General features: G+C 72.5%; 13 protein-coding genes. 3 read left to right on the forward strand and 10 right to left on the reverse strand.

Annotated features, from left to right (window positions below):
- On the forward strand, positions 1 to 275 hold a 275-nt coding region (locus VIU94_RS29055), incomplete at its 5' end, for a PTS sugar transporter subunit IIA (protein ID WP_331915720.1).
- A 90-nt stretch (positions 276 to 365) separates the two neighbouring features.
- Here VIU94_RS29055 and VIU94_RS29060 read toward each other — a convergent pair.
- From VIU94_RS29060 to VIU94_RS29090, 7 genes are all read right to left on the reverse strand, one after another.
- Positions 366 to 1,349, reverse strand: a complete 984-nt coding sequence (locus tag VIU94_RS29060) for a cation diffusion facilitator family transporter (RefSeq protein WP_331915722.1) — start codon at positions 1,347 to 1,349, stop codon at positions 366 to 368.
- 145 nt (positions 1,350 to 1,494) lie between these two features.
- On the reverse strand, positions 1,495 to 2,646 hold the full coding sequence (manA, locus tag VIU94_RS29065) for a mannose-6-phosphate isomerase, class I (RefSeq protein WP_331915724.1): 1,152 nt from the start codon (positions 2,644 to 2,646) through the stop codon (positions 1,495 to 1,497).
- 45 nt (positions 2,647 to 2,691) lie between these two features.
- Positions 2,692 to 3,819, reverse strand: a complete 1,128-nt coding sequence (locus VIU94_RS29070; protein ID WP_331915726.1) for an SIS domain-containing protein — start codon at positions 3,817 to 3,819, stop codon at positions 2,692 to 2,694.
- Between the two features lie 156 nt (positions 3,820 to 3,975).
- A complete protein-coding gene (locus tag VIU94_RS29075; protein WP_007382472.1) occupies positions 3,976 to 4,146 on the reverse strand; it encodes a Trm112 family protein in 171 nt (56 codons plus the stop codon).
- A gap of 189 nt (positions 4,147 to 4,335) precedes the next feature.
- Positions 4,336 to 5,703: a phosphomannomutase/phosphoglucomutase gene (locus VIU94_RS29080; RefSeq protein WP_280858067.1), complete on the reverse strand. Its 1,368-nt coding sequence runs from the start codon at positions 5,701 to 5,703 to the stop codon at positions 4,336 to 4,338.
- A gap of 114 nt (positions 5,704 to 5,817) precedes the next feature.
- Complete coding sequence (locus VIU94_RS29085; RefSeq protein ID WP_331915728.1) at positions 5,818 to 7,434, reverse strand: L-lactate permease; 1,617 nt, start codon at positions 7,432 to 7,434, stop codon at positions 5,818 to 5,820.
- A gap of 143 nt (positions 7,435 to 7,577) precedes the next feature.
- Positions 7,578 to 7,997: a DUF3499 domain-containing protein gene (locus VIU94_RS29090; RefSeq protein WP_331915730.1), complete on the reverse strand. Its 420-nt coding sequence runs from the start codon at positions 7,995 to 7,997 to the stop codon at positions 7,578 to 7,580.
- Positions 7,998 to 8,332: 335 nt separating this feature from the next.
- Here VIU94_RS29090 and VIU94_RS29095 point away from each other — a divergent pair, with 335 nt between their 5' ends.
- The gene (locus VIU94_RS29095; RefSeq protein WP_331915770.1) at positions 8,333 to 8,764 is read left to right on the forward strand and encodes a metallopeptidase family protein; all 432 of its coding nucleotides are present in this window, start codon (positions 8,333 to 8,335) and stop codon (positions 8,762 to 8,764) included.
- A gap of 40 nt (positions 8,765 to 8,804) precedes the next feature.
- Here VIU94_RS29095 and VIU94_RS29100 read toward each other — a convergent pair whose 3' ends face one another.
- From VIU94_RS29100 to VIU94_RS29110, 3 genes are all read right to left on the reverse strand, one after another.
- Complete coding sequence (locus VIU94_RS29100) at positions 8,805 to 10,361, reverse strand: DUF5719 family protein (RefSeq protein WP_331915732.1); 1,557 nt, start codon at positions 10,359 to 10,361, stop codon at positions 8,805 to 8,807.
- Entirely contained in the window at positions 10,358 to 14,023 is a 3,666-nt protein-coding gene (locus VIU94_RS29105; protein ID WP_331915734.1) for a glycosyltransferase family 2 protein, read from the reverse strand. The genes VIU94_RS29100 and VIU94_RS29105 overlap by 4 nt, the downstream gene beginning before the upstream one ends.
- Positions 14,024 to 14,195: 172 nt before the next feature.
- Entirely contained in the window at positions 14,196 to 14,459 is a 264-nt protein-coding gene (locus VIU94_RS29110) for a WhiB family transcriptional regulator (RefSeq protein ID WP_318106492.1), read from the reverse strand.
- A 687-nt stretch (positions 14,460 to 15,146) separates the two neighbouring features.
- Between VIU94_RS29110 and VIU94_RS29115 the strand changes: the two genes are divergently transcribed.
- Positions 15,147 to 15,662, forward strand: coding sequence for a cysteine dioxygenase (locus VIU94_RS29115; protein ID WP_331915736.1), 516 nt, complete (start codon positions 15,147 to 15,149; stop codon positions 15,660 to 15,662).
- Positions 15,663 to 15,669: the final 7 nt, after the last annotated feature.

The raw sequence follows: 15,669 nt of genomic DNA on the forward strand, positions 1-15,669 counted from the left end.
AGGAGATCGCGATTCCGCACGCCAAGACGGATGCGGTGACCGCGCCCGTGGTCGGATTCGCGCGGTCCGCCGAGGGCGTCGAGTGGGGTTCGCTGGACGGTACGAAGGCCAGGCTGGTCTTCATGATCTCCGTGCCGGAGGCGGCTGCGGGCGATGAACACCTACGGATCCTGGCGCTGCTGTCGCGCAAACTGATGGACCCCGGGTTCCGGGAGCGGCTCATCGCAGCGACGGACGAGGGGGCGGTGCTGGAGGTGCTGAGCGAGGTCCGGTAGCCGCCCGAGCACCGAGAACCGACGGGGCCCGCCGAGAAAGTCGGCGGGCCCCGTCGTCGTACAGCACAAAAGCCGTACCGCGGCAGAACCTCAGTGGCCGGGCGTCGGCTGCTGGGCCGGTCCCCCGGGGGTCGCCTCCCGGTCGGCGCCCTTGGCGGCCTCGGTCTCGCTGTAGATGTCCGGCTCCAGGTAGATGACGCGGGCGATCGGGACGGCCTCGCGGATACGGGACTCGGCGGCGTTGATCGCGGAGGCGACCTCGGCGGCCGTGTCGTCGTGTTGGACGGCGATCTTGGCTGCGATGAGCAGTTCCTCGGGACCGAGGTGGAGCGTGCGCATGTGGATGATGCCGGTGACGGTGTGGCCGTCGACGATCGCGGCCTCGATCTTCCGGACCGCCTCGATGCCGGCGGCCTCGCCGAGCAGCAGCGACTTGGTCTCCACCGCCAGGACGAGGGCGATCAGGATGAGCAGGATGCCGATGCAGAGGGTGCCGATGCCGTCCCACACGCCGTCGCCGGTGAGCAGGGCCAGGCCGACGCCGCCGAGGGCGAGGACCAGGCCGACGAGCGCGCCGAGGTCCTCGAGGAGGACGACCGGGAGCTCGGGTGCCTTGGCGCGGCGCACGAACTCCTTCCAGGAGAGGTTGCCGCGCAGCGGGTTGGACTCCTTGATGGCCGTCCGGAAGGAGAAGCTCTCGGCGATGATCGCGAAGACGAGGACGCCCACCGGCCAGTACCAGTGCTCGATCTCGTGAGGGTGCTTGATCTTCTCGTAGCCCTCGTAGACGGCGAACATGCCGCCGACCGAGAAGAGGACGATGGAGACCAGGAAGGCGTAGATGTAGCGCTCGCGGCCGTACCCGAAGGGGTGTTGCGGGGTGGCCTCGCGCTGGGCCTTCTTGCCGCCGAGCAGCAGCAGGAACTGGTTTCCGGAGTCGGCGAGGGAGTGCACGCCCTCGGCGAGCATCGACGAGGAGCCGCTGAACGCGAACGCCACGAACTTCGATGCCGCGATCGCGAGGTTGGCGCCGAGTGCCGCCACGATCGCTTTGGTTCCGCCTGACGCGCTCATCTGCTCGCGTTGTCCCTTCGCCTCAAGTGCCTCTGTGCCCGTCCAGGCCTTTGCCCGTCCTTTGCCGGGGGGCCATTCTTGCAGCCTCGCCCGGCACGGACGTCTCAGCCGTCCACAGGCCCGGTCATACGATCACACGTCACGGTCACACGATCACCGTTGCCCGGAAGACCGTGCCCGTGCCGGACACCTCGGCCTTCTCGCCCGCCGGTACGAACACCGACCGGCCGGGGCTCAGTTCGTGTTCCCCGGTTCGCACGGAACCTGCCGTGCAGAGCAGGATCTGCGGGGTCGGGCGGGTCAGGTCGTGGGTGGCGCCGCCTTCGGGAAGGACGTAGCGGGAGAGCCGGAACTCGTCGATGGGGGTCTCGTAGACCTCCTCGCCGTCCGGGGACGCCTCGGGGCGGAGGACGCCGGGGTCGGCGGCCTCGAAGCGGACGATGCGCAGGAGTTCGGGGACGTCGACGTGCTTGGGGGTCAGGCCGCAGCGCAGGACGTTGTCGGAGTTGGCCATGATCTCGACGCCGAGGCCGCTCAGGTAGGCGTGCGGGATGCCTGCGCCGAGGAACAGGGCCTCGCCGGGCTGGAGTCGGACGTGGTTGAGGAGCATCGCGGCGACGACGCCCGGGTCGCCCGGGTAGTGGTGGGCGATGTCGGCGTACGGGGCGTGGTCGCCGCCGAGGCGGGCGCAGGCGGCAGCGGCCTCGGTGACCGTGTGGGCCATCTCCCCGCGGTCGGCGGTCAGGACAGCCGTCAGGACCTCCCGCAGGGCCGCCTCCTCGGGGCGGGCGTGCAGGAGGTCGACGTAGGGCTTGAGGGAGTCGACGCCGAGCGCGTCGAGCAACTCGGCCGCGCGCGCGGGCTCACGGAAGCCGCACAGGCCGTCGAACTCGGTGAGCGCGCAGATCAGTTCGGGCTTGTGGTTGGCGTCCTTGTAGTTGCGGTGGCCCGCGCCAACGGGGATGCCGCGGCGCTCCTCGTCGTCGTAACCCTCTTTCGCCTGGGCGAGGTCGGGGTGCACCTGGAGGGAGAGCGGGGCGCCCGCGGCAAGGATCTTGAGCAGGAAGGGCAGCCGGGGGCCGAACTTGGCGACGGCCTCGGCGCCGAGTTCCTTCGCCGGGTCCGCGGCGATGACCTCGACGAGCGTGCCCCGGCCGGTGCGTGAGGGGGCTCCCGGGTGGGCGCCCATCCACAGCTCCGCCTGCGGTTCACCGGTCGCGCGGACGCCGAGGAGTTCGGGGATGGCGGTGGTGGAACCCCAGGCGTAGGGGCGGATGGTGTTGTCGAGGCGGTCCATCAGGCTCTTTCTGTACGTACGGCGATCAGGGCGTCCTGGGCAACGTCAGGCCCCCGAGGCGAGCGCCAGGTAAACGGCGGCGAAATCCGTGACGGCGATCAGTTCCGCGAGGGTCTCGATCTCGCCGCCGGACTCCGGTTCCAGCTCGCTGATCGGCGTGTCGTGGCTGAGGGCCAGGTCACGGGCGGCCGGAGCGGCGCTGAGACCGCCGATGGGCCGGTCGCGAAGGAGCACCACGCGCGCGTGCAGCGCGGGAGCTTCCTCGACGCGGTCGCGGAAGAAGTCGTCCGGGTCGGCGCTGGCGGCCAGCGGCCCGGCGAGCAGCGTGCTGTGCGCGGCGAGGGCCTCGGGAAGTTCGGAGATCACGGCGGGGCGGCCGGAGAGCTCGGCGAGAGCGGCGGCGAAACGGCGGCCCGCGGGCCCTGCGGAGGTGCCCTCGGTCCAGATCACCGGGAGCGAGTCGGCGAGTTCGGCGGCGAGGGTCTTGGCCGGGTTGCTGTAGGTCGCGATGGCGGGGCCGCAGCGCTCGGCGATCTGGTCGAGGCGGTCGGCGATCTTCTCGAGCGTGTCGGGCGGGGCGGTGAGCAGGCCGGCGCGGTCGAGGATCGCGAGCAGCGGTGTGAGCAGGGCCCACAGGACGCCGGGGGCGGATGCGGTGAGGGGTGTGGCCTGCTCGTACGGGGCCGTGGCCATGGGCACGAACATGCCGTGTGCGCCCTCGACCGCCTCGCTGAGCGGTGTGCGGCCGGGCGCCACCGCGACGACCGTGCAGCCGCGCCGGTAGGCCTGGTCGGCGAGCAGGGACAGGCCCGGTTCGGTGCCGTCGGGAGTGGCGATCAGAAGCAGGTCGACCGAGCCCGCCCAGCCGGGGAGTTCCCAGCGCAGGGCGCCCGCGGCGGGGGCGACTCCGGTGGGGGCGAGGCGGGTGACGGGGCTGCCGGCGCCGGCGAGTGTGCCGAGGAGGTCGGCGGCGCAGGTGGCGGCGGCGCCGGGTCCTGCGATGAGGACGGCACGGGGGCGGCCGTCGGGCTTGAGGTCGTTCACCCCCGCCTCGGCGGCGTGCCGGGCTGCCGTGCGGACGCGGGCGCCGGCCTCCGCGGCGCCGCGGAGCAGGCCTCGGCGGTCGGCCTCCGAGAGGGCCTCGGGGGTGTCTAGCAGCGATTCGTCGAGCATGGGGCGGCAGCCTCCGATCGCCGGGTCTCCGGGGACGCCGGGTTGTCGCTTCGCCGGGTCGTCGGTCGCGCGGGTCCGGGACTCCGGTGGTCGCTGTGTCGTTGTCGCTCTTACGGCAGCTGGGTCGCTGTCTCGCCTACGGCGGCAGCGGGGACGTCACGCGGGGCGGCGGGCCTCGTCGACGAGGAGGACGGGGATGCCGTCGCGGACCGGGTATGCCAGGCCGCAGTCCTGGCCGGTGCAGATCAGCTCGGTGTCCTGCTCCTTGAGGGGGGCGTGACAGGCCGGGCAGGCGAGGATCTCCAGGAGGCCGGCTTCGAGCGGCATGGGGGTTCCCTTCGGGGGCGGACGGCTGCATGTGCGGATGTGCCTGGTCAGGGTACCGCCGGGGAGAGGGGGGCGCCGGGGTTGGGGCGAGGTCGGCGGGTGGGGGTTCCCGTCGCGGTTTTTACGCCGGGGCCCGAGCCGCGACTTGGTCGTTCGCCCCGCCACCTCGCCCCCGGCAGCCGCGTTCCGTCAGGCTCTGATGATCGCCAGTACCTCGTCGCGTATCTTCGCCGTCGTCGCCTCGTCCCTCGCCTCCGCGTTGAGGCGCAGGAGGGGTTCCGTGTTGGAGGGGCGGACGTTGAACCACCAGTCGGGGGTGGTGACCGTGAGGCCGTCGAGCTCGTCGAGCTGTACGCCCTCCTGGCCCTCGTAGGCCGCCTTGATCGCGGCCAGGCGGTCCGTCTGGTCGGCGACCGTGGAGTTGATCTCGCCGGAGCCGACGTAACGGTCGTACTGGGCCACCAGGGACGAGAGCGGGTCTTCCTGGCCGCCCAGTGCGGCCAGGACGTGGAGGGCCGCCAGCATGCCCGTGTCCGCGTTCCAGAAGTCCTTGAAGTAGTAGTGCGCTGAGTGCTCGCCGCCGAAGATCGCGCCGGTCCTCGCCATCTCGGCCTTGATGAAGGAGTGGCCCACGCGCGTGCGTACCGGTGTGCCGCCGTTCTCCTTGACGACCTCCGGGACCGACCAGGACGTGATCAGGTTGTGGATGACCGTGCCCTTGCCGCCGTGCCTGGCGAGCTCGCGGGAGGCCACCAGGGCGGTGATGGCGGACGGGGAGACCGGGTTTCCGCGCTCGTCGACGACGAAGCAGCGGTCGGCGTCGCCGTCGAAGGCTATGCCGAGGTCGGCCCCCTCCTCGCGGACCCGCTTCTGGAGGTCGACGATGTTCGCCGGGTCGAGGGGGTTGGCCTCGTGGTTCGGGAACGTGCCGTCCAGTTCGAAGTACATCGGGACGACGTCCAGGGGCAGGCCCGCGAACACCGTCGGCACGGTGTGGCCGCCCATGCCGTTGCCCGCGTCCACGACGACCTTCAGGGGGCGGATGGAGGTCAGGTCGACGAGGGAGCGCAGGTGGGCCGCGTAGTCGTCCAGCGTGTCCCGCTGCGTGATCGTGCCGGTCCCCGCGGCCGCTTCCGGGGCGCCCGCCTCGCTCCACCGCTCGACCAGTTCGCGGATCTCGGCGAGGCCGGTGTCCTGGCCGACCGGGGCCGCGCCCGCACGGGACATCTTGATGCCGTTGTACTGGGCGGGGTTGTGGGAGGCCGTGAACATCGCGCCCGGCAGGTTCAGCGCGCCGGAGGCGTAGTACAGCTGGTCGGTCGAGCACAGGCCGATCTCGGTGACGTCCACGCCGCGGGCGGCCGCTCCGCGCGCGAAGGCCCGCGACAGACCCGGGGACGTGGGCCGCATGTCGTGGCCGGTCACGATCGCGCTCGCCCCGGTCACCTGGACGAAGGCGGCACCGAAGAGCTCGGCCAGCGTCTCGTCCCACTGGTCGGGAACGACTCCCCGCACGTCGTACGCCTTCACGAGCTGTGACAGATCAGCCACGGCCAACCCTTCTGAAAGTCCTGTCGGTCACCACAAACTACCCGTAGCCACTGACAGCGGGTTGTGCGGGAGCCGAGTGGACTCCGAGCCGTTACCTGAGGTCAGACGGCGTCGACGGGGTCAGGGCAGCATCCAGCCCAGGACCGGTGAGCTCTGTCCGACCACGATCAGGCACATCACCAGCAGCAGTCCGAGGCTCCAGGGCAGCACCTTGCGCAGCAGGTCCCCCTCACGGCCCGCGAGCCCGACGGCCGCGCAGGCGATGGTGAGGTTCTGTGGCGAGATCATCTTGCCGAGCACCCCGCCGGAGCTGTTGGCGGCGGCCAGCAGTTCCGGGGAGAGCCCGGACTCCCGCGCGGCGGTCACCTGCAACGCCCCGAACAGCGCGTTGGCCGAGGTGTCCGAACCGGAGACGGCCACTCCGAACCAGCCCAGGACCGGCGACAGGAAGGCCAGTCCGGCACCCGCGGCCGCCACGAAGTGGCCGATGGTGGCGGCCTGTCCGGAGAGGTTCATGACGTACGCGAGCGCCAGCACGGACGTCACGGTCAGGATCGCGAACCTCAACTCATGGACGGTCGCCGCCCATTCACGGACCGCCACGCGCGCGTGCACGCCGAGCACGAGGGCTGTCAGGATCCCCGCGAGCAGCACGAGGCTGCCGCCGGTGGAGACGATCGGCCAGGTGAAGACGTTGCCGCCGACCGGATCCCCGTCGGGACTCACGACGTTGAGGAAGGGCCAGTCGTACATCCGGGTCGCCTTCGCCAGCCAGTCCTTGACGGCCGGTACCTGCGCGACGGAGAAGATCACGACGATCAGCGCGTATGGGGCGTAGGCGCGCAGGACTTCACCGCGCGGGTCCGTCTCGTCGAGGTCCTCGCTGCGCGCGCCGGTCAGCACGGACGCGCGTACGGACTCGTCGGCCGGTACGCGCGCGTGCGGTACGGCGACCAGGGCGCCCGCGCCGGCCAAGGCGGCCCCGATGTCGGCGAGTTGTGCGGAGACGTAGTTGGAGGCCGCGAACTGGGCGACGGCGAAGGCGACTCCGCAGACCAGTGCGGGCACCCAGGTCTCGCGCAGGCCCCGTCTGCCGTCGACCAGGAAGACCAGCACCAGAGGCACCACGAGGGCCAGCAGAGGCGTCTGACGGCCCACCACGGACGCCACGCCGTCCAACGGCAGCCCGGTGACCTGCGCGAGTGTCACGACCGGTGTGCCCATCGCGCCGAAGGCCACCGGGGCGGTGTTGGCGACCAGCGCGACAACCGCCGCGCGCACCGGGTCGAAGCCGAGGGCGACGAGCATGACCGAGCAGATCGCGACCGGTGCGCCGAACCCGGCGAGGGCCTCCAGGAGCGCGCCGAAGCAGAAGGCGACGACGAGGGCCTGGATGCGCGGGTCGTCGGACAGCCTCCCGAAGGAGCGGCGCAGGATGTCGAAGTGCCGGGTGCGGACGGTCATCCGGTACACCCACAGGGCGTTGACGACGATCCACAGGATGGGGAAGAGCCCGAAGGCGGCCCCCTGCGCGGCACTGGAGACGGTCTGGCCCAGCGGCATGCCATAGGCGAGCCAGGCGACCAGAGCGGCCGCCAGGAGGCCTGTGAGGCCCGCCAGGTGCGCCTTCATGCGGACGCCGCCGAGCAGAACGAGGACGATCAGCAGGGGCAGGGCCGCGACGAGGGCGGACAGCCCGAGCGAGTCGGCGACGGGTTCGAGTTCCTGGACGTACACGGGCGCCTCCCCCGATTCCGTCAGGCGGAAAGCGATTTCTCACTTCTGCTTAACGGAATGGTCGTGTCCGCGCCAAGTTCACGTCAATGGGGCGTGCGTGGGTCAGCGAGCGAAAAGCGCGCCGAACGCGCCTGGAAGACGGGTCAGTTGTCGGGAGAGCGCAGTACCCGCAGATGACCGCGGCGTGCGACCTCCATCGGGTCGGCCGCGCGAGCTCCGCCGGCTTCGGCGGCGCGCTCCTGCGGACGGGCCGCTTCGCGCACTGCGTTGGCAAGCGCTTCCAGGTCGTCCCCGCTGGGCCGGGCCGGGGCCGAGGCGTCGAGGAGCCTGACGACCTCCCAGCCTCGTGGGGCGGTGAGGCGCTCGGAGTGCTCGGCGCACAGGTCGTAGCAGTGGGGTTCGGCGTAGGTGGCGAGCGGGCCGAGGACCGCGGTCGAGTCGGCGTAGACGTACGTCAGCGTCGCGACGGCGGGACGGCCGCAAGCGGTGCGCGAACAGCGACGTACAGGGCTCACAGCGTTGGACGGTACCGCACTCTTGAGCGGGCCGCGACGACTCTCCACCAGGTCACTCCACCGTGTCGCGCTGTGACGTCGGCCACGGGGCCGCTCGGGGCGGCGGTCCTGACCTGCACGGGAGGAGAGGAGGGCGGCGGGGGTGGGCGCGGGATCCGGACATCGTTCGATGGGAAACCGGTCAACGACGGCCAGAGAGGCGATCGTAGAGACATATCGATTCGCGCCCATGCTTGGCCGGAATGTTCAAGTATCGACAGCCCCGGCGGAGCGGGGGTGACCCCGGCGTACGGGGCGGCCGGGGACCGGCGCGCGAGCGGACACGGCGCACGCCGGTCGCTTCCGGGCCGGGACGGGCCGGGGAGGGCTACCCTGCGTGAGTGATGGACAGTCCTCTGCCGCCCCGTCCGACCGAGCCGCGGATCCGCCGCCGCGACCGCCACGGCCGCGGCATGCGCGGTCCCGTCGCGCCGCCGCAGGTTCCGCTCTCCGCGAGCCGCGCCGACACCTTCCGCGACCTGGTCCTGGACTCGGTGGAGCGTCTTGAGCGGCGCTTCCCGCAGCTGGTCGACGTCGAGTTCCTGGTGATGGAGGTGCCGCCGGTCGTCCGGGAGGACACGGTGCCGCTCGGCGGCTCCGCGCCGGCCGCGAAGGACGGGCCGGCGCGCGTGGTCGTGTACCGGCGGCCGGTCGAGATCCGCACCAAGAGCCGCGAGGAGCGCGCGCTGCTCGTCCACGAGGTGGTCGTGGAGCAGGTCGCCGAACTCCTCGGCCTCTCCCCGGAGTCGGTCGACCCGCGGTACGGGCAGGACTGATCCCCGAAACCCGTACGGACCGGGGCCGGCCCCCTGCCCGTCAGTCGTCCAGGACCGACAGGTCCTGGCGGGCCGCCGGCACCTCGACCGTGCCGCGGTCGTCCGTGATCGTCTGGATCGTGAACATCGGGATGCCGTCCTTCGGCAGGGCCAGCACCCGGGCCGCGTGCACCGGGCCGCCGGAGACCGGCTCGATCGTCAGGGCGTAGGAGCCCTTCAGGCCGGACGGGACCGGCGCGACGAACGAGGTCGTCGTACCGCCCTTGACCGTCACGGTCTTGGAGACGCTCGCGCCGCCGCCGCTGCCCGCCGAAGCGGTCACCTTCACCTGGGCCGTCTCGCCCGGCGCGGTCAGCGAGAGCGTCGAGCCGGCGGCACGGTTGTCGGCGGCGGTGCCGCGGGCGGCGACCGGCGCGGTCGCCTGGACGAAGCCGACCTCCTGCTTGGCCCCCTTGCCGCGGACCACGCGCAGCGCCGCCACGATCGGGGTCTGCCGCTTGGGGTCGGCCGAGGTGAGCAGCAGCGCGCCGGCCTCGCCGCGGGTCAGGTTCGGCAGGTCGAGGGCGGCCGTCATGCCGGACTTGACGGTCAGCGACTCGCCGCCGGCCGGGGTGATCGTGCCGGACGCCCCGACGAACTTGACCTTGAGCTCGGCGTCGTCGTCGCCGGGCGCGTACGCGACGAGCCGGACGCTGCTCGCGTCGGCGGGGATGCCGGGCAGCACGGCGGTGGGAGCGGGGTCGGCGGAGGCCGGCAGCCAGTCGCTGCCGATCTTGTCGTCGGCGGCCCGGAGCACCGCGCCGACCCGCCCGGTGCGGGTGGTCACATGCGCGGTCACGTCGGCCGTCGGGGCCTCGGCGGTCAGCGTGGACAGCAGGACCGGGACGCTGGAGCGGGCCGGTACGGCGATGCCCTCGGTCAGCTGGGACTTGAGCTTGCCCCCGGGCCCGTACAGCTCGACGTCGGCGACGGCCGCGGTGTCGTCCGGGTTCGTCAGGTGGACGTAGTCCTGGCGCTCCTTGGCCGTGGAGGCGGCGGGGAACCAGAAGTCCGTGTCGGGGGCGGTGCAGGCGACGCCGAGCAGGCCGCGCGCGCCGCCGGCCGGGACGACGGTGGTCTGCTGGGTGGTCCAGCCGGGGGCGAGAGCGCCGGTCGCGTGACCCACGAGGGCCGGAGCCGCCGCGCCGTTGACCTCGGCGGTGACGGGCGTGCCGGGCTTGGTCAGGGTGACCGTGGCCTTGCCGGGCGCGGGCTTCTTCGCCGCGTCGGCCGCCTTCTTGGGGTCGGTCTCGACGAGGGTGACGGTGGACGGCAGGAGCTCGGCCTTGTCGGCGGCCTTGCCCGCACCCCCCTTGCCCGCGGCGCCCTGCCCGCCGGCCGGGGCGTCCTTCCCGGCCGGGGTGTACGACGTGTAGACCGTCTCGGCGACCTCGGAGCTGCTGGGCACGGGGCACAGCAGGCTGGTGCGCTCGACCGGCAGCCGGGTCGGCGCGGCGGCCTCCGCCGCGCCGCCGTCGGGGGCGGTCAGGGCGGCGAAGCCGGTGACGGCGGCGAGGGCGGTGGCGGCCGCGATCAGGGAGAGGGCGGTGCGCTTCACTGGTTGCTGCTCCCGTCGGGACGCTGCTCGGTCTCGTTGCCGTACGCACCGTGCTCGGTGTCGTTGCCGTACACCGGCTGCTCGTTCTCGTTGGCGTACCCGTAGCCCTGGCCGTAGGCGTCGTACTGCTGCGGCTGTTGCTGCGCCTGCTGCTGCCCGTACGGGTCGTACGCCTGCTGGTCCCCGTAGGACTGCTGCGCGTACGGGTCCGCATAAGGCTGCTGCTGCTGCCCGTACGGGTCATAGGCCTGCTGGTCCCCGTACGACTGCTGCGCGTACGGATCCGCATAAGGCTGCTGCGCGTACGGGTCGTACGTCTGCTGGTCGCCGTACGACTGCTGCGCATACGGGTCCGCATACGGCTCCGTCTGCTGCGCGGGCACCGGGACCGGCTCGGGCTCCGGCTCGGCCGGGGCCTCGGCCGCGGCCTCCGCCTCGGCGGCGGCGCGCAGCCGGCGCGCGCGGCGGCCGTCGCCCTCCATCGCCTGGGCGGGGATGACGACTTCCTCCTCGGGCAGGTCGTCGTCGATCTCGCGGCGCCGGCCGGGCAGGGCGAGCACCAGGAGGACGACGGCCAGGCCGGCCTGCGTCCAGACCCACACGGTGTGGGTGAACGGCTCGTCGTACGTGAGGTCGAGCCGGCCTCCCTCGGCGGGGAGTTCGAAGCCCTGCGCCCAGCCGTCGACGGTGGTCTTCTTCAGCTCCGCGCCGTCGAGGGTCGCGGTCCAGCCGTCGTCGGCGCGGTCGGCGATCCGCAGAATCCGCCCGGCGGGGCCGGAGGGGATCTTGGTGTGCGCCTCGACCTGGTCGGAGGCGACCGGCATGGGTTCGACGGGCTCGTCGCCCTTGGCGGGCGGCACGATGGTGGCGCGGGCGACCTGGCGGTCGACGCGCCACAGGGCGCTGCCGTCGAGCTGGCTGAGCCGGCTGAGGCCGGGGGTGGCGTCGAGGACGCGGCTCATCTGGCGCGGCGCGCCGTCGCGGACCAGGACGTACCGGATCGCGAAGCCGCTGAGCTGGTCGGTCTGGTCGGCGCCGGAGCCGGCCACCAGGTGGGCGACGACCTTGTCCAGGAGCGGGTCGCCGCCGCCCGTGACGGCGAGCTCGGCGTCGCCGAGGCGGCCGCCGGAGCCGCGCACCAGGGCGTACTCGACCTCGCCGGGCGAGGCGCCCCCGAGGACGAGGGTGCGGGGCTGGTCGCGGGTGCCGGACTCCTCGGCGACGAAGGCCGGGACCTGCACGGGGTCGCGCCGGGTCAGCGGCCCGTCCGCGCCGCCGACCATCCAGCCGACGGCGGCGACCAGCGGGCCGAGCGCGGCGGCCAGCGCGATCAGCGCGGCGACCGGCTGACGCCAGCCGAAGCCGTGCGCGGCGACCCTGGTGCGGCCGCCCTCGGCACCGATCAGACCGGCGACCAGCAGGCCCGCGCCGTAGACGAGGGTGGCCGGGCCGGCCCAGCCGGAGGCGTTGGCCAGCGCGGCGAGGACGAGTCCGGCGAGCGCGGCGGCCCAGGCGGTGCGGACGGCGAACTGCCGTTCCTCGCGCAGCAGGCCGGCCAGGGCGGCGAGCACCAGGCCGAGGAGCAGCAGCCCGCCGGTGGTGTGGGAGCCGCCGGGGCTGAGCGCGAGCAGGTCGAGCGCGGAGGCCGCGCCCGGGCCGAGGTCGAGGCCGGCCTCGCGCAGGAACCCGGAGGGGCCGGTCAGCAGGGTGAGCGACCAGGGCGCGAGGACGAGCAGCGGGGTGCCGACGGCGGCGAGGAAGCGCAGCCCGTACGCGGTGATGTCGGAGCGGCGCAGCACGAGCACGGCCACGCCGAGGACGACGGCGAGTGGCCACACGATCGGCGTGAACGCGGTCGCGAAGGTCAGCAGGAAGGCGTACGCCCAGGTGGCGCGCCAACTGCCGCGGTCGGGCCGGTTGAAGCCGTGGGCGGCGACGCCGGCCCGGGCGATCAGCGGCAGCACGATCGCGAGAACCGCGGTGCCGAGCCGGCCGGTGGCGAGCGCGCCGGTGACGGCGGGCAGGAAGGCGTACGCGATCGCGCCCCAGGCGCGCAGCAGCCGGGACTCGACGAGCGGCCGGGCGGCGAAGTACGCGGTGAAGCCGGCGAGCGGTACCGAGCAGACGAGCAGCAGGGTCAGCGCGAAGCCGGTGGAGCCCAGGAACAGGGCGGAGAGCCCGGCGAGCACGGCGAGGTAGGGCGGCGCGGTCTGGGTGCCGCCGGTGCCGAGGGCGTGCCAGCCGTCGGCGTACCGGCCCCAGAGCTCGGATACGGACTCGGGAGCGGGCAGCAGAGCGCCGCCGGTGAGCGCGCCGCCGGCGTACAGGCCGCGGCAGGCGACGACGGAGACGAGCAGCAGCAGGGCGAAGAGGACCGGCCCGGGCTTGCGGGCGATCTTCTTGAGCCGGGCGAACTGCTCGATCTCCAGGTAGTCGGCGTCGTCGCCGCCGGGTCCGGACTCGGCGACGCCGTGCCGCGAGCCGCCGGAGTCGGCATCGTCGCCGCCGAAGTGCGAGACGGCCTGTTCGGCGGTGGCGCGGATGGTGGCGCCGGGCGGCGGGAAGAGGGGCTTCAGCTCGCTCGCGGCGACGGCCGGGTTCTTGCGCCGACGGCGGGCGGCGAGGATCCTCTCGGGCCGCAGCAGGACGCCGAAGAGGCCCATGACCTCGTCGACGGCCTGGCCGGGGACCTTCCCGACGAGGTACGTGAGGGTGCGCAGCAAAGTGCCGACGACCAGCCGGAGCAGGACGTAGGGCAGCGCGGCGCCGCGGGTGTTGGCGAGCAGCGTGTAGACGGCGCCGGCCTTGTCGACGCGGTGCGGGCTGGCCGCGGAGCGGCCGACGCAGTCGACGGTGCGGCGTTCGCGGGCGGAGGCCTCGGCGTGCCGCAGGACGGCGTCGGGGGCGACGAGGACGCTGTGGCCGGCAGCGTGGGCGCGCCAGCACAGGTCGACGTCGTCGCGCATCAGGGGCAGTCGCCGGTCGAAGCCGCCGAGCTGCTCGAAGACGTCGCGGCGCACGAGCATGCCGGCGGAGGAGACGGAGAGGACGGAGCGGACCTGGTCGTGCTGGCCCTGGTCCTGCTCGCGGCGGTCGAGGCCGGTCCAGCGGCGGCCGCTGCGGGCGATGGAGACGCCGACCTCGAGCAGCTGCCTGCGGTCGTACCAGCCGCGCAGCTTCGCGCCGACGACGCCGGCGTACGCGTCGGCGTCGGCGACCCGCAGGAGTTCGGCGAGGGCGTCCGGGGCGGGGGCGGAGTCGTCGTGCAACAGCCAGAGCCACTGCACCGGTTCGCCGTACGGCAGTTCGGGCAGGTCGTAGGCGTCGTCGCTCCAGGTCCGGCTGACCGGGTCCCAGCCGCTGGGCCGCTTCAGGTACGGAAGCTCCTCGGGGCCGAGGACGGGCGCGGTGCGCGCGGCCTCCTCGACGGCGGCGCCGAAGCCGGTGCGGCGGGCGAGGTGGAGCACCCGGTCGTCGCCGATCGCCTCGGTCAGCAGCCGGGCCGACTCGTCGGCGCTGCCGGTGTCGGCGGCGATCACGTTCTGTACGGGGCGCTCCTGGGCGAGCAGCCCGGCGAGGACGTCGGGCAGCCAGCGCGCGCCGTCATGGGAGACGAGCACGGCGGTGACGACGTGTCGCGGAAACTCGGGAGTTGCGGACATCGAGGTACGGGCCCTCCGGCACCGGGGGTCGCCCGCGGGGGGCGTGGGAGCGTCTCGGACGGAGGCCCACACTAACGGCTGCCAAGAACAAGGTCCGTCGCCTGTGGACAGTGCACGGGCGGCGGACCGGTGTTCGTGGGGTGCTGGGGTGGCAGTCGGGTACGGCTCCGTCTCAGACGGCGGCCTTCTTGAGGCGGCGGCGTTCGCGCTCGGACAGACCGCCCCAGATGCCGAATCGTTCATCGTTCTGCAGGGCGTATTCGAGGCATTCGGAGCGGACCTCGCAGGCGAGACAGACCTTCTTGGCCTCTCGGGTCGAGCCGCCCTTCTCGGGGAAGAAGGACTCGGGATCGGTCTGCGCGCACAGTGCGCGCTCCTGCCAGCCGAGTTCGTCGTCCGCGTCCTCGACCAGCAGTTCCTGGAACAACTCGGTCATGTGCGCCCCTCGTCCGTCATTGCGTCCCCGTGCGTTGCCGTCGCCTTTCGGCCGAACGACACGAGTGAAATTACAAGTTCGCCGCTCCGCGAGAGTCAAGCCGAGATCTGCTATTGGGCCCGGTATTCACTCTGCGGAACCAAGGCTATGCGGAAAGTGTTCAAATCACCAAAAACCTGACACAACCCACCGCCTCGATCGCACCGCCCCTCCTCTACCGAGGAAGACGCCCGAAACTTCGATCTTGTTGCGATCCAGCCACGGAAGCGATCCGGATCACAGTCCGATCACGGAGCCCCTGCCGCGTTTACGGGCGCGGTTGCTGCGCCATGTCTCCTGGCCCAGGACTGCACAAACCTTTCTCCGCATGGAGTAACCGGATGAGGTGAATCATTGCCGCCAAATCGGGCATTGGGTTGACAGTCGGGGATCTCGCCCGTCACCTTTGATTCCATGCCAGCGACCTCAGCGCACACCGCGACCCACGTCCGTGGGTTCCGCAGCGCTGTCCAGGCGCGCTGTTGCTGTTGCTGTCCCAGCTGTTGATGCCCTAGCGCTCCAGCGACTGATCCCGGCTCGCTCCGACGACGTCTCCTGTCGTCCCGCACCGGATCCCCCCGCGACACTCGCGACACCCCTGCATCTACGTCATCCCCCCGCACGTTCTGCCGAGGAACCACCGCACCCATGAACAGCGACAGCGACCTTCAGATCGCCGGCGACATCCTTGAAGTCCCGCACCTCCTCCAGCCCGCCAAGGAGCACCCGACCACCGTGGCCGACTTCGCCGGCCTCGCCCGCGAGATCGCCGACGACCGCGCGCAGTGGGCGCACCTGGTCCAGTACGACGCCACGACCCGCTGGTACCACCGGCTGCGTACCGGACCCGGGTACGAGGTCTGGCTGCTGTCCTGGGTGCCCGGCCAGGGCAGCGGGCTGCACGACCACGGCCGGTCGTCCGGCCTGCTGACCGTGCTTGAGGGCGAGCTGACGGAGCGTACGGAACGGGGGCGCCGGACCTTGAGCGGCGGCGCGCAGCGAGTCTTCGCGCCCGGGTACGTCCACGAGGTCGTCAACGACGCGCTGGAACCGGCCGTCAGCCTGCACGTCTACTACCCGGGCCTGACCGAGATGCCGATGCACGAGACCACGCACCCGGCCGCGCAGTGCGCCCCGGCGGACGAGGAGATCGTCTCCGCCTGACAAACTG

It is taken from the genome of Streptomyces sp. (genome assembly GCF_036566765.1).
GTDB lineage: Bacteria > Actinomycetota > Actinomycetes > Streptomycetales > Streptomycetaceae > Streptomyces.